Origin of the sequence: Pseudomonas sp. GM25 (assembly GCF_000282255.1) — a bacterium.
In the GTDB taxonomy this organism is placed as follows: domain Bacteria; phylum Pseudomonadota; class Gammaproteobacteria; order Pseudomonadales; family Pseudomonadaceae; genus Aquipseudomonas; species Aquipseudomonas aphyarum.
On the sequence record NZ_AKJQ01000029.1, the window covers coordinates 194,422 to 208,451 of the forward strand.

Sequence of the window (14,030 nt, forward strand, 5' to 3'; positions counted from 1 at the left end):
TGTGCAGAAGGTTTTGCACGCACCAAAACGGGTCATTTTTCGATTTGAGCGCTACATTAGAGGGCGAGATTTTCGCCTTTAAGGCGCTTTCGACCTTTAGAAGCGTGAATTTGGGGCAAAAAACCCATGCTGGGGCACTGGCATGCAATTTGCTCCCTTGTGAGGCAGGTTGCCTTGGCAGAGTATTCGCGCCGGCATCACCACTATTAAGGGCATCCACTACCCGCCCTAATTCACCCGGAGGACACTATGTCGAAGTCGGTTCAACTCATCAAAGATCATGACGTCAAGTGGATTGATCTGCGCTTCACGGACACCAAAGGCACTCAGCACCACGTGACCATGCCGGCTCGCGATGCGCTGGAAGACGACTTCTTCGAAGTTGGCAAGATGTTCGACGGTTCCTCCATCGCTGGCTGGAAAGGCATCGAAGCCTCCGACATGATCCTGCTGCCGGACGACGAAACCGCCGTTCTGGACCCGTTCACCGAAGAGCCGACCCTGATCCTGGTCTGCGACATCATCGAACCTTCGACCATGCAAGGTTACGATCGCGACCCGCGCGCCATTGCCCACCGCGCCGAGGAATACCTGAAGACCACCGGTATCGGTGACACCGTATTCGCCGGTCCAGAGCCTGAGTTCTTCATCTTCGACGAAGTGAAGTTCAAGTCCGACATCTCCGGCTCGATGTTCAAGATCTACTCCGAGCAAGGCTCGTGGATGTCCGACCAGGACGTGGAAGGCGGCAACAAAGGCCACCGTCCAGGCGTGAAAGGCGGCTACTTCCCGGTTCCGCCGTTCGACCACGACCACGAAATCCGTACTTCCATGTGCAACGCGCTGGAAGAAATGGGCCAGACCGTTGAAGTTCACCACCACGAAGTGGCAACTGCCGGTCAGAACGAAATTGGTGTCAAGTTCAACACCCTGGTGAAGAAAGCTGACGAAGTTCAGACTCTGAAATACGTTGTACACAACGTTGCCGACGCCTACGGCCGCACCGCGACCTTCATGCCGAAGCCACTGTACGGCGACAACGGTTCGGGCATGCACGTTCACATGTCCATCTCCAAAGATGGCAAGAACACCTTCGCGGGTGAAGGTTATGCCGGCCTGTCCGACACCGCCCTGTACTTCATCGGCGGCATCATCAAACACGGTAAGGCCCTGAACGGCTTCACCAACCCGGCCACCAACTCCTACAAGCGTCTGGTGCCAGGCTTCGAAGCTCCGGTAATGCTGGCCTACTCGGCTCGCAACCGCTCCGCCTCGATCCGTATTCCTTACGTCAACAGCCCTAAAGGCCGTCGTATCGAAGCCCGCTTCCCGGATCCGGCTGCCAACCCGTACCTGGCTTTCGCAGCACTGCTGATGGCCGGTCTGGACGGTATCCAGAACAAGATCCACCCAGGCGACGCAGCTGACAAAAACCTGTATGACCTGCCGCCTGAAGAGGCTAAAGAGATCCCGCAAGTTTGCGGCAGCCTGAAAGAAGCCCTGGAAGAGCTGGACAAGGGCCGCGCGTTCCTGACCAAGGGCGGCGTGTTCTCCGACGACTTCATCGACGCTTACATCGCGCTGAAATCCGAAGAAGAAATCAAGGTCCGCACCTTCGTACACCCACTGGAATATGAGCTGTACTACAGCTGCTGATCCGGTAGCGCCGCGCTACGCGGCGTGACAAAAAGAGGCCTCCTTCGGGAGGCCTCTTTTTTTGGGGCAAATTCCGACAGCCTCAATCCACAAATCCACGAGCAACTTGCGCATCGTCCGGCATCAATCCTTGTGAACGGTCCGTAGCCTTTTCCTCCTACGACCATTCGAGGAATAACGCGATGAAGCACTCCCCCTTCAAGACACTGCTGGCCACTCTGGCCGCTCTCACCCTGCTGGGTTGCACCTCTCCCGACAAACCGGAGCAGATAGAACGCAAGCTCTTGCTTGAAAGCCGCACGTCATGGGATGGAACGCCCTACCTACGTTACCCCGACGCCGCTCCCGAGCTGTCGGTGCTCAAACTCAGGATTCCCGCCAATACCCAGCTTCAGTGGCACACCCACCCGATCCCCAACGCCGCTTATATTCTCTCCGGCGAACTGACAATCGAAAGCCGGGACGATGGCCGCAGCCAGCGTTTCAAGCAGGGAGAGGCCGTTGCCGAGATGGTCGACCGCAGTCACCGCGGCATCACCGGGGATGAACCCGTGGAGCTGGTTGTGTTCTATGCTGGCGGCGAGGGTATTCCATTGTCGGAGTGATATCCGCTGCTCACAGGACGTCCGAATGCGGTCATTGCTGTTAATTCTGATGCTGGTTTGCGCGTGTACCGCATCAGCGCAGATCTACAAGTACACCGACGCCAGCGGCAACACGGTGTACAGCGATCACGCGCCGGACGGCGTGCAGGCGCAGCCGGTGGAGTTGCCGCCGCTCAACAGCGTCCAGCCTCAGGCAGCGAGTGCGCCGTCGTCAGGCACGGCCAGCCGTGAGCCTGCGAGCAATGCCTATGAAGTGTTGGAGCTGACCGGCCTGCCCACCGAGGAGGCCCTGCGCGCCAACAACGGCACCTTCACGGTCAGCGTGCTGATCAAGCCGCGCCTGCAACCGCCGCATCAATTGCGTCTGCTGCTCGATGATGCGCCCTATGGCCAGCCGAGCAACGTGCCGATCCTGCAACTGGTGAACGTTGACCGGGGCGAACATCGGCTGGCGGTGCAGGTCATCAATGGCGAGGCGATCATTCAGCAGAGTCCGGCGGTGGTGTTCACCGTGCAGCGGGTGCACAAGCCATGACGCGGGGATTGATTGCCCTGTGCCTGTTGCTGATCGCGTTTGGCGCATCGGCCGAGGTGTTCACTTACATCGATGCACAGGGTAATCGCGTCTACACCGATCAACCGCGCGGCAACGCCAAGCGTGTGCCGCTGGCTACCAGCAATCGCATGGCCTCGAATCCGACCGCCGCTGCACCGGTCACGACTTCGAAAAAATCAGCAGAGCCGCCGTTGTTCCACTACGACATGCTGCGCGTGCTGATCCCCGAGCCTGACGCAACCATTCGCAGCAGCGCCGGCGAGCTGATCGTCAGCGTCACCAGCGAGCCGGGCCTGCAAAGAGGTCATCTGTATCGCCTGCTGCTGGATGGCCAGGCCGTCGGCGAACCCGGCCTGAGTCCGGTGTTCCCGCTGAGCAACATCGATCGAGGCAGCCACAACCTGTCGGTGGAGATCCTCGACGCTCAGGGCCGAACCGTGGAGAAAACCGCCAACCAGCCGTTCCACATGCAGCGCATTTCCCTGGCACAGAAGCGTCAAGTCAAACCGTGCGTCAGCGCCGACTACGGCGTGCGCCCGGAATGCCCGCTGAAAGACAAACCCGCCGAACCGAAAAATCCTTTCCTGCGTTTCTTCTAACGCCGTTCAGCTTTGCGCACTATATTGGTGCAATACGCTGCACCGCACTCACATTCCAACCCATTTTGGTTCGAAAGTACCCGCCAGAGCGGTTTGACTGCCACGCAAACGAGCGTCAAACGCCCGTTTCAGGGGTTGAACGCTTCTTTTCGGAGCCTTGGTTTGGTTTTTGCATTTTCCTCGCATCAGCGCTGTATCCCTGCGCGCGCCATGCTCCAAAAGAGGTCCTCATGACCATCAGTGACGCACTGCATCGCTTGCTACTCGACAACCTGACCACCGCCACCATCCTGCTCGACAGCGAATTGCGCCTCGAGTACATGAACCCGGCGGCGGAGATGCTGCTGGCCATCAGCGGTCAGCGCAGCCATGGGCAGTTCATCAGCGAGCTGTTCACCGAGTCCACCGAGGCGCTCAACTCGTTGCGCCAGGCGGTGGAGCAGGCGCACCCGTTCACCAAGCGCGAAGCGATGCTCACTGCCCTCACCGGCCAGACACTGACCGTGGATTACGCGGTGACGCCGATCCTCAGCAACGGCGCGACCCTGCTGCTGCTGGAAGTCCATCCCCGTGATCGCCTGTTGCGCATCACCAAGGAAGAGGCCCAGTTGTCGAAGCAGGAAACCAGCAAGATGCTGGTGCGCGGCCTGGCCCACGAGATCAAGAATCCGCTCGGCGGCATTCGTGGCGCTGCGCAACTGCTGGCCCGGGAGCTGCCGGAAGACAGCCTGCGCGACTACACCAACGTGATCATCGAAGAGGCCGACCGCCTGCGCAATCTGGTCGACCGCATGCTCGGTTCGAACAAACTGCCGTCGCTGGCCCTGTGCAACGTCCACGAAGTGCTGGAGCGCGTCTGCCAACTGGTCGAGGCCGAAAGCCAGGGCTGCATCACGCTGGTGCGCGATTACGACCCGAGCATTCCCGACGTCCTGATCGACCGCGAACAAATGATTCAGGCGGTTCTGAACATCGTGCGCAACGCCATGCAGGCCATCAGCAGCCAGAACGAGTTGCGCCTGGGCCGCATCAGCCTGCGCACCCGCGCCATGCGCCAATTCACCATCGGCCACGTCCGCCATCGTCTGGTGACCAAGATCGAGATCATCGACAACGGCCCGGGCATTCCGGCGGAACTCCAGGAAACCATCTTCTTTCCCATGGTCAGCGGCCGTCCGGACGGTACCGGGCTGGGCCTGGCCATCACCCAGAACATCATCAGCCAGCACCAGGGCCTGATCGAGTGTGACAGCCACCCCGGCCACACCACGTTTTCGATCTTTCTGCCACTGGAACAAGGAGCCACATCGACATGAGCCGTAGTGAAACCGTGTGGATCGTCGATGACGACCGTTCTATCCGTTGGGTTCTGGAAAAAGCCCTGCAACAGGAAGGCATGACCACCCAGAGCTTCGACAGTGCCGATGGCGTGATGAGCCGCCTCGCGCGCCAGCAGCCGGACGTGATCATCTCCGATATCCGCATGCCGGGTGCCAGCGGCCTGGACCTGCTGGCGCGGATCCGCGAGCAGCACCCGCGGCTGCCGGTGATCATCATGACCGCTCACTCCGATCTGGACAGCGCTGTCGCCTCCTATCAGGGCGGCGCGTTCGAGTACCTGCCCAAGCCGTTCGATGTCGACGAGGCGGTGTCGCTGGTCAAGCGCGCCAATCAGCACGCCCAGGAACAACAGGGCCTGGAAGTCGCCCCGACCCTGACCCGCACCCCGGAAATCATCGGCGAAGCGCCGGCGATGCAGGAAGTGTTTCGCGCCATCGGGCGCTTGAGCCACTCCAACATCACCGTGCTGATCAATGGCGAATCCGGCACCGGCAAAGAACTGGTGGCCCACGCCCTGCACCGCCACAGCCCACGAGCGGCCTCACCGTTCATCGCGCTGAACATGGCGGCGATTCCGAAAGACCTGATGGAATCCGAGCTGTTTGGCCACGAGAAAGGCGCCTTCACCGGCGCGGCCAACCTGCGTCGCGGACGTTTCGAACAGGCCGACGGCGGCACGCTGTTCCTCGATGAAATCGGCGACATGCCGGCGGATACCCAGACCCGACTGCTGCGGGTACTGGCCGATGGCGAGTTCTATCGCGTCGGCGGGCACGTGCCGGTCAAGGTCGATGTGCGGATCATCGCCGCAACGCACCAGAATCTGGAAACCCTGGTTCACGCCGGGAAATTCCGTGAGGACTTGTTCCACCGCCTCAACGTGATCCGCATCCACATCCCGCGCCTGTCGGACCGTCGCGAAGACATCCCGACCCTGGCCAAGCACTTCCTCAGCCGCGCCGCGCAAGAACTGGCGGTGGAGCCGAAGCTGCTGAAAAGCGAGACCGAGGAATACCTGAAGAACCTGCCGTGGCCGGGCAACGTGCGCCAGCTGGAAAACACCTGCCGCTGGATCACCGTGATGGCGTCCGGGCGCGAGGTGCACATCAGCGACCTGCCGCCGGAACTGCTGAGCCTGCCGCAGGACTCGGCGCCCGTGACCAACTGGGAACAGGCGCTGCGTCAGTGGGCCGATCAGGCGCTCGCACGCGGTCAGTCGAGCCTGCTCGACAGCGCGGTGCCGGCGTTCGAGCGGATCATGATCGAGACGGCGCTGAAGCACACCGCCGGACGTCGTCGTGACGCTGCGGTGCTGCTGGGCTGGGGCCGCAATACCTTGACCCGCAAGATCAAGGAACTCGGCATGAAGGTCGATGGTGGGGATGACGATGAGGGCGATGAAGGCTGAGATTCAGCGCCAGCCTGCACCGCCGCAAGGCACCGTGACCCTTAATCGGGCACAGCCACTGGCTCAGACTTGCACTGTAAACCGCTGAAATTCCCATCCTATGAAAAGACGAAGGCCCCGTATTACGGGGCCTTCGTCGTTGTGTCGGGCTTTTTTGTTTCAAAACGCGAAAACCTGGCACGCCCCCTGCAATAACTCCTACAGGTGATTCGATTCACCCACCCTTTCGGGGGCCTTGGTACAGGCAGGCCGGGGATTCCCCTCTTTACACCGGACTCAGCGAGTCCACCCTTTTGGGGCCCTTGATACAGGCAGGTCAGGGGTTCCTTCTTTACACCGGCTCAGAACGCGATGCGATGAGCCCGCCCGTTTCGGGAACCTTGGTACAGGCAGGCCGGGGATTCCCTCTTTTATTGCTCCCGGAGATGGATCTCCAGCCGCCAGCGGTCATCGACCGCCTGGCCGGCCCAGTCGCCCTGCAGCGGCCGCGCCGCCACCAGCGTCAGCAACAATCCCCCGTCACTCAAACGCGTCCGCCAGTTCACGTCCTTGCCGTTGAACTTGAGCTGACCTTTCTGCGCCTTGCCTTCGGCTTCGAACAGCAACGCGAGGCTGCCATCGACGATCTCGCCGTGCAGCTTTGGCTCGTTGTTGAACCAGACCGCCAGACCATCATCAATCACCTCGACCTGCTGCAACACGGTTGGGTCTGGCGTGGTCAAACGGCCGATCATCATCCCGACCATCACACCGACGATCGCCAGTGAAGCCATCACCCGCGGGAATAGTTTCGAACGCGGATCCGCTTGCGGCGTAGAATGCGCGTCATCTTTACCTTCGGAGCCGTGCATGTTTCACGTCATCCTTTTTCAACCGGAAATTCCGCCGAACACCGGCAACGTTATCAGGCTGTGCGCCAACAGCGGCTGCCACCTGCATTTGATCGAACCGCTGGGTTTCGAGATGGACGACAAACGCCTGCGCCGCGCCGGTCTCGACTACCACGAGTATGCCACTTTGCAGCGCCATGCCGACCTCGCCAGCTGCCTGGAAAGCCTCGGTCATCCACGGCTGTTCGCCTTCACCACCAAGGGTTCGCGGCCGTTTCACGATGCCGCGTTCGTCCCGGGGGATGCGTTCATCTTCGGCCCGGAAAGCCGTGGCCTGCCGCCGGAAGTGCTCGACGCCCTGCCCGGCGAACAGCGCCTGCGCCTGCCGATGCGCGAAGGCTGCCGCAGCCTGAACTTGTCCAATACTGTGGCAGTCGCCGTGTACGAAGCGTGGCGGCAGAACGACTTCAAGTAATGCCACTCGATCGCCCAAGAAAAAAGCGCCTGTAACGGCGCTTTTTTCGTTGTTGCATCGACCGCTTACTGAACGGTCGGGGTCTCGCCGGACTCCTGCATGCGCTGCAGCTCTTGCGCGTACAGGGCGTCGAAGTTCACCGGGGCCAGCATCAGGGCCGGGAACGAACCGCGGGTCACCAGGCTGTCCAGGGTTTCGCGAGCGTACGGGAACAGGATGTTCGGGCAGAACGCACCCAGGGTGTGGCTCATCGAACCCGCGTCCAGGTTCTTGATCAGGAAGATACCGGCCTGTTGCACTTCAGCGATGAAGGCCACTTCTTCACCGTTTTTCACGGTGACGGACAGGGTCAGCACGACTTCGTAGAAATCACCTTCCAGGGCTTTCTGGCGGGTGTTCAGATCCAGAGCGACCGCCGGATCCCACTGCTGGCGGAAGATCGCCGGGCTTTTCGGGGCTTCGAAGGACAGGTCGCGTACGTAGATGCGCTGCAAGGAGAATTGCGGTGCGGTTTCTTCTTCGCTGGCTGCAGTGTTCTGTTGGTCAGTCATCTCAGATCCTTTCTGATCTTGGGTCTTTTAGGGTTCTTGGTTTGCAGGTGCAGCAGTTCAGGCCTTGAGCAGCGCGTCGAGCTTGCCGGCGCGCTCCAGGGCATACAAATCATCACATCCGCCGACGTGGGTGTCGCCGATCCAGATCTGCGGCACGGACGTGCGTCCGGCCTTTTGGGCCATGGCGGCGCGCACCTGCGGCTTGCCATCGACCTTGATCTCTTCGAAGGCCACGCCTTTGTTCGCGAGCAGGTACTTGGCGCGCGAGCAGTAAGGGCAGTAATCGCTGGAGTAGACGATGACGTCGCTCATGTCACTTCACCAACGGCAGGTTGTCGCCTTTCCAGCTGGAAATCCCGCCGGACAGCTTGGCGGCGGTGAAGCCGGCCTTCATCAGTTCGCGGGCGTGGGTGCCGGCGGTCTGGCCCAGGGCGTCGACCAGAATGATGGTCTTGGCCTTGTGCTTTTCCAGCTCGCCGATACGGGCGGCCAGTTTGTCCTGGGGAATGTTCACCGCGCCAACGATGTGACCGGCGGCGTAGTCCTTGCTCGGACGGATATCCACCACCACGCCGGCTTCCTTGTTGACCAGTGCGGTCAGCTCGCCCGTGCTCAGGCTTTTACCGCCGCCCTGCACCGTATGCGCCAGCAGCAAAGCCAGCAGTACGACGAAGATACCGACAAGAATGTAGTGGTTAGTGGCAAATTCAATCAGGTGAGCAACCATCGAAGGAGGTTCCAGGGCGTTAAAATGTCGGCCAGTATACACAGCCACTATGGTCGGCCAAACCCCGTCCGGCGGTGACGCCGCCGGAACTTCGCTTTAAACTCCAACTCCCTTTTCCATCGCCCTCTTCTTATTAGCCACGAGTGGATTCCATGACTACCACGCCTAAACCTTTGGTCCTGATGATTCTCGACGGCTTCGGTCACAGCGACAGCCCCGAATCCAACGCCGTCTATGCGGCCAAAAAGCCTGTGCTGGATCGCCTGTGGGCCACCGTGCCGAACGGCTTGATCTCGGGCAGCGGCATGGACGTCGGTCTGCCGGACGGCCAGATGGGCAACTCCGAAGTCGGCCACATGAACCTCGGCGCCGGGCGCGTGGTGTATCAGGACTTCACGCGCGTGACCAAAGCGATCCGCGATGGCGAGTTCTTCGAGAACCCGACCATCTGCGCCGCCGTGGACAAGGCCGTGGCCGCCGGCAAGGCCGTGCATTTCATGGGCCTGCTGTCGGATGGCGGCGTGCACAGCCACCAGGATCACCTGATCGCCATGGCCGAACTGGCCTTCAAGCGCGGCGCCGAAAAAATCTACCTGCACGCCTTCCTCGATGGTCGTGACACCCCGCCGAAAAGCGCTGCCTCGTCGATCGAACTGCTCGACGCGACCTTCCAGGCCCTCGGCAAGGGCCGTATCGCCAGCCTGATCGGCCGCTACTTCGCCATGGATCGTGACAACCGTTGGGACCGAGTGTCCCAGGCCTACAACCTGATCGTTGATGGCAACGGCGAATTCAACGCCGCCACCGCCCAGGAAGGTCTGGAAGCCGCTTACGCCCGTGGCGAGAGCGACGAATTCGTCAAAGCCACCAGCATCGGTGAGCCGGTGAAAGTCGAAGATGGCGACGCCGTGGTGTTCATGAACTTCCGCGCCGACCGCGCCCGCGAGCTGAGCCGCGTTTTTGTCGAAGACGGTTTCAAGGAATTCGAGCGCGCACGCCAGCCAAAAGTGCAGTACGTGGGCCTGACCCAATACGCCGCCAGCATCCCGGCCCCCGCCGCCTTCGCGCCGGGCAGCCTGGAAAACGTGCTCGGCGACTATTTGGCGAAAAACGGCAAGACCCAGCTGCGCATCGCCGAAACCGAGAAATACGCCCACGTGACCTTCTTCTTCTCCGGCGGCCGTGAAGAGCCGTTCCCGGGCGAAGAGCGCATCCTGATCCCGTCGCCGAAAGTCGCCACCTATGACTTGCAGCCGGAAATGAGCGCGCCGGAAGTCACCGACCGCATCGTCGAGGCCATCGAAAATCAGCGCTACGACGTGATCGTGGTCAACTACGCCAACGGCGACATGGTCGGCCATAGCGGCGTGTTCGAAGCCGCGGTGAAAGCCGTGGAATGCCTGGACACCTGCGTGGGTCGCATCGTTGAGGCACTGGAAAAGGTGGGCGGCGAGGCGCTGATCACCGCCGACCACGGCAACGTCGAGCAGATGGCCGACGAATCCACTGGTCAGGCACACACCGCGCACACCACCGAGCCGGTGCCGTTCATCTATGTCGGCAAGCGTGACCTGAAAGTCCGCGAAGGCGGCGTACTCGCGGACGTGGCGCCGACCATGCTGAAACTGTTGGGCCTGGAAAAACCGGCGGAAATGACTGGCACTTCGATTCTGGTCTGATATCAAAAACGCCCTGTAATCAGCCTGAAACGGCTTTTTATGACGAACGCCTCAAAGCAGTTGGCTTTGAGGCGTTTTTTTTGCCGCGTCGGGCGGGCATACTAGGCCGTCCCTTACCCTGGTGCCGCCCGCCTCTATGCTTCGCGTCCTGATCGCCCTCGCTCTGACATGCCTGCTCCAACCGGCCTTCGCGGATGAGCGCGCGCAAACCCAACAGCAACTGGACGCCACGCGCCAGGACATTGCCGAGCTGAAAAAACTGCTGGGCAAGCTCCAGGAAGAAAAATCCGGCGTGCAAAAAGAGCTCAAAGGCACCGAAACCGAGATGGGCAAGCTCGAGAAACAGGTCGAAGCCCTGCAGAAAGAGCTGAAGAAGAGCGAATCCGAGCTGCAGCGGCTCGATGCGGAGAAAAAAAAACTCCAGAGCGCGCGCACTGAACAGCAGCGACTGATCGCGGTCCAGGCCCGCGCCGCCTACCAGAACGGTCGCCAGGAATACCTCAAGCTGCTGCTCAATCAGCAGAATCCCGAGAAATTCGCCCGCACCCTCACCTATTACGACTATCTGAGCCAGGCTCGCCTGGAGCAGTTGAAAAACTTCAACGAAACCCTGCGCCAACTGGCCAATGTCGAAAAAGACATCGGCTTGCAGCAAGCACAGTTGCTGGTGCAGCAAAGCGATCTCGACACTCAGCGCGAAGCGCTCGACAAGGTCCGCAAGGAACGCCAGCAGGCCCTTGCCAAACTCAATGACGACGTGAAAGCCCGGGACCAGAAACTGGCCGCCCGCGAGCAGGATCAGGCAGACCTGTCTAAAGTCCTTAAAACCATTGAAGAAACCCTGGCCCGTCAGGCTCGTGAGGCAGAAGAAGCGCGACAGAAAGCGCTCATTGCCCAGCAGGAAGCCGAAAAAAAGCGCTTGCGTGAGGCCGAGGCGGAAAACACCGACGCCCCACGCAAACCGGTCAGATCAACGCCTGGCGCCCTGGTGTCCAGCAGCGGCGAGACCTTCGGTGGCCCTTTTGCGTCAAGTCGGGGAAAACTTCCGTGGCCGGTTGATGGTCGACTGCTGGCACGCTTCGGCGAAACCCGTGGCGACGATGCCCGTACCAAGTGGGACGGCGTGATGATCAGCGCCTCCGCCGGCAGCCAGGTGCATGCCGTACACGGCGGGCGCGTGGTGTTTGCCGACTGGCTGCGTGGTGCCGGGCTGCTGGTGATCCTCGATCACGGCAACGGTTTTCTGAGTCTTTACGGTCACAACCAGACGCTACTGAAGTCGGCAGGTGACGTGGTAAAAGCCGGTGAGTCCATCTCCACTGTGGGTAACAGTGGTGGCCAGGACACACCAGCGCTGTATTTCGCAATTCGTCAGCAGGGTCACCCGAGTGATCCGGCGCAATGGTGCCGCGCGCAAGGATAGGCGTGAGTTACCGATATTAGGAGTTCGTTCGACATGCTGCATTTGTCCCGTCTTACCTCGCTGGCCCTGACGATCGCCCTGGTGATCGGCGCGCCTCTGGCGTTTGCCGCTCAACCGGCCCCGGCTGTCGCTCCGGCAGGCACTGCCGCCACCAGCAAGGCACCGTTGCCGCTGGAAGAGCTGCGCACCTTTGCCGAGGTCATGGACCGGATCAAGGCGGCCTATGTCGAGCCGGTGGACGACAAGACCCTGCTGGAAAACGCGATCAAGGGCATGCTCAGCAACCTCGATCCGCACTCCGCCTACCTCGGCCCTGAAGACTTCACCGAGTTGCAGGAAAGCACCAGCGGTGAGTTCGGCGGCCTGGGTATCGAAGTCGGCGCCGAAGACGGCTTCATCAAGGTCGTGTCGCCGATCGACGATACGCCAGCATCGAAGGCCGGCATCCAGGCCGGCGACTTCATCGTCAAGATCAACGGCGCGCCGACCCGTGGCCAGACCATGACCGAAGCCGTGGACAAGATGCGCGGCAAGATCGGCCAGAAAATCACCCTGACCCTGGTGCGCGACGGTGGTACGCCGTTCGACGTGACCCTCGCTCGCGCCGTGATTCAGGTGAAGAGCGTCAAGGCGCAACTGCTGGAATCGGGTTATGGCCTGATCCGCATCACCCAGTTCCAGGTCAAGACCGGCGAAGAGGTCTCCAAGGCCCTGGCCAAGCTGCGCAAGGACAACGGCAAGAAGCTCAACGGCATCATCCTCGACCTGCGCAACAACCCGGGCGGCGTGTTGCAGGCGGCGGTGGAAGTGGTCGACCACTTCATCACCAAAGGCTTGATCGTCTACACCAAGGGCCGGATCGCCAATTCCGAACTGCGCTTCTCCGCCACCGGCAAGGACGAAAGCGAAGCCGTGCCGATGGTCGTGCTGATCAACGGTGGCAGTGCCTCGGCATCGGAAATCGTCGCCGGCGCCTTGCAGGACCAGAAACGCGCCGTGGTCATGGGCACCACCAGTTTCGGCAAGGGCTCGGTGCAGACCGTGCTGCCGCTGAACAACGACCGCGCACTGAAGATCACCACCGCTTTGTACTTCACGCCGAACGGCCGCTCGATCCAGGCCCAGGGCATCGTCCCGGACATCGAAGTACGCCGTGCCAAGATCACCAACGAGGCGGACAACGACTACTTCAAGGAAGCCGATCTGCAAGGTCACCTGGGCAACGGCAACGGCGGCGCGGACAAACCGACCGGTTCCGGCGGCAAGGCCAAGGCGATGCCGCAGGATGACGATTACCAGTTGGCCCAGGCCCTGAGCCTGCTCAAAGGCCTGAGCATCACGTCCGGCCGTTGAGGATGTCTTTGCGTTTCGTCTTTGTCCTGCTGTGCTGTCTGGCGGGTGCTGCTCACGCGGAACCAGCCAGACCAACACCTCAAAAAGCCTACCTGACGCTGATCATCGACGACCTGGGGCAGAACCTGCCCCGGGATCGCCGCGTGCTGGCCCTCCCCGGGCCGGTGACCACAGCGATCATGCCCGACACCCCGCACGCCACCGAATTCGCCCGCGAAGCCCATCGCGCCGGCAAGGTCGTGATCCTGCACATGCCGATGGACCCGGCCACCGGCCCGTTCGCCTGGCATCCCGAACTGCCCATCGAAGAACTGGAAAAACGCCTGAACGCTGCGTTCAAAATGGTCCCCTACACCGCCGGCATCAACAACCACATGGGCAGTCGCATGACTGCACAACCAGTGGCGATGGCGTGGTTGATGGGCGAGTTGCAGCGCCGCCACAAGTTCTTCGTCGACAGCCGCACCAGCGCCCAGACCGTCGCTGCGCAACAGGCGCAGAAAATCGATCTGGCGAGCGTTTCGCGGGATGTGTTTCTCGATGACGAACGCACCGAAGCGGCGATCCTGACGCAGTTGCAGACGGCGATCAGCCTGGCGCACAAACAGGGTTCGGCCGTGATGATCGGCCATCCGTATCCACAGACTCTGGCTGTGCTGGAGCGTGAGTTGCCGAAGTTGAAGGCTCAGGGCATCGAGTGGATCGACATCAAGCAAATGATCAGCGTACGCAGTAATCGTGCGACAGCCGCTCATGGCAAAGACGGCGTTTACCGGTAACAAGTTGTCACCAAGCAATAAATAGATACCGCAGGACGCCACCTCCAG

The 14,030-nt window shown here is 61.1% G+C and carries 15 protein-coding genes; 11 read left to right on the forward strand and 4 right to left on the reverse strand.

What is annotated here, in order from left to right; translation table 11 throughout:
- The first annotated feature begins 249 nt into the window (after positions 1–249).
- The 6 genes from glnA (at position 250) to ntrC (ending at position 6,165) form a co-directional block, all read left to right on the forward strand.
- On the forward strand, positions 250–1,656 hold the full coding sequence (gene glnA / locus PMI24_RS07670; RefSeq protein WP_007952507.1) for a glutamate--ammonia ligase: 1,407 nt from the start codon (positions 250–252) through the stop codon (positions 1,654–1,656).
- Positions 1,657–1,838: 182 nt separating this feature from the next.
- Entirely contained in the window at positions 1,839–2,261 is a 423-nt protein-coding gene (locus tag PMI24_RS07675) for a cupin domain-containing protein (RefSeq protein WP_007952509.1), read from the forward strand.
- Between the two features lie 25 nt (positions 2,262–2,286).
- Positions 2,287–2,796: a DUF4124 domain-containing protein gene (locus PMI24_RS07680; protein WP_007952511.1), complete on the forward strand. Its 510-nt coding sequence runs from the start codon at positions 2,287–2,289 to the stop codon at positions 2,794–2,796.
- Entirely contained in the window at positions 2,793–3,416 is a 624-nt protein-coding gene (locus PMI24_RS07685; RefSeq protein WP_007952513.1) for a DUF4124 domain-containing protein, read from the forward strand. The genes PMI24_RS07680 and PMI24_RS07685 overlap by 4 nt, the downstream gene beginning before the upstream one ends.
- A 230-nt stretch (positions 3,417–3,646) precedes the next feature.
- Positions 3,647–4,732 (forward strand): nitrogen regulation protein NR(II), encoded by a 1,086-nt coding sequence (gene glnL, locus PMI24_RS07690; RefSeq protein ID WP_007952516.1) that lies wholly within the window; start codon positions 3,647–3,649, stop codon positions 4,730–4,732.
- The gene (gene ntrC / locus PMI24_RS07695; RefSeq protein WP_007952518.1) at positions 4,729–6,165 is read left to right on the forward strand and encodes a nitrogen regulation protein NR(I); all 1,437 of its coding nucleotides are present in this window, start codon (positions 4,729–4,731) and stop codon (positions 6,163–6,165) included. The genes glnL and ntrC overlap by 4 nt, the downstream gene beginning before the upstream one ends.
- A gap of 410 nt (positions 6,166–6,575) precedes the next feature.
- Here the strand turns inward: ntrC and PMI24_RS07700 are convergent, their stop codons facing one another.
- A complete protein-coding gene (locus PMI24_RS07700; protein ID WP_045121688.1) occupies positions 6,576–7,016 on the reverse strand; it encodes a hypothetical protein in 441 nt (146 codons plus the stop codon).
- Here PMI24_RS07700 and PMI24_RS07705 point away from each other — a divergent pair.
- The gene (locus PMI24_RS07705; RefSeq protein ID WP_007952520.1) at positions 7,015–7,470 is read left to right on the forward strand and encodes a tRNA (cytidine(34)-2'-O)-methyltransferase; all 456 of its coding nucleotides are present in this window, start codon (positions 7,015–7,017) and stop codon (positions 7,468–7,470) included. The genes PMI24_RS07700 and PMI24_RS07705 overlap by 2 nt on opposite strands.
- Before the next feature lie 65 nt (positions 7,471–7,535).
- Here PMI24_RS07705 and secB read toward each other — a convergent pair whose 3' ends face one another.
- The 3 genes from secB to PMI24_RS07720 are packed head-to-tail and all read right to left on the reverse strand — an operon-like array spanning position 7,536 to position 8,748.
- Complete coding sequence (secB, locus tag PMI24_RS07710; RefSeq protein WP_007952521.1) at positions 7,536–8,021, reverse strand: protein-export chaperone SecB; 486 nt, start codon at positions 8,019–8,021, stop codon at positions 7,536–7,538.
- A gap of 57 nt (positions 8,022–8,078) precedes the next feature.
- Positions 8,079–8,333 (reverse strand): glutaredoxin 3, encoded by a 255-nt coding sequence (gene grxC, locus PMI24_RS07715; protein ID WP_007952522.1) that lies wholly within the window; start codon positions 8,331–8,333, stop codon positions 8,079–8,081.
- A gap of 1 nt (position 8,334) precedes the next feature.
- The gene (locus PMI24_RS07720) at positions 8,335–8,748 is read right to left on the reverse strand and encodes a rhodanese-like domain-containing protein (RefSeq protein ID WP_007952524.1); all 414 of its coding nucleotides are present in this window, start codon (positions 8,746–8,748) and stop codon (positions 8,335–8,337) included.
- A 152-nt stretch (positions 8,749–8,900) separates the two neighbouring features.
- Here PMI24_RS07720 and gpmI point away from each other — a divergent pair, with 152 nt between their 5' ends.
- The 4 genes from gpmI to PMI24_RS07740 all read left to right on the forward strand — a co-directional run bounded on the left by gpmI (position 8,901) and on the right by PMI24_RS07740 (position 13,982).
- A complete protein-coding gene (gpmI, locus tag PMI24_RS07725; protein WP_007952529.1) occupies positions 8,901–10,427 on the forward strand; it encodes a 2,3-bisphosphoglycerate-independent phosphoglycerate mutase in 1,527 nt (508 codons plus the stop codon).
- A 136-nt stretch (positions 10,428–10,563) separates the two neighbouring features.
- Positions 10,564–11,850 carry a murein hydrolase activator EnvC family protein gene (locus tag PMI24_RS07730; protein ID WP_007952530.1) on the forward strand — a complete coding sequence of 429 codons (1,287 nt, stop codon included), beginning with the start codon at positions 10,564–10,566 and terminating at the stop codon, positions 11,848–11,850.
- A 33-nt stretch (positions 11,851–11,883) separates the two neighbouring features.
- Positions 11,884–13,203: a S41 family peptidase gene (locus PMI24_RS07735; protein WP_007952532.1), complete on the forward strand. Its 1,320-nt coding sequence runs from the start codon at positions 11,884–11,886 to the stop codon at positions 13,201–13,203.
- A 2-nt stretch (positions 13,204–13,205) separates the two neighbouring features.
- Positions 13,206–13,982, forward strand: coding sequence for a divergent polysaccharide deacetylase family protein (locus tag PMI24_RS07740; protein WP_045121689.1), 777 nt, complete (start codon positions 13,206–13,208; stop codon positions 13,980–13,982).
- Positions 13,983–14,030: the final 48 nt, after the last annotated feature.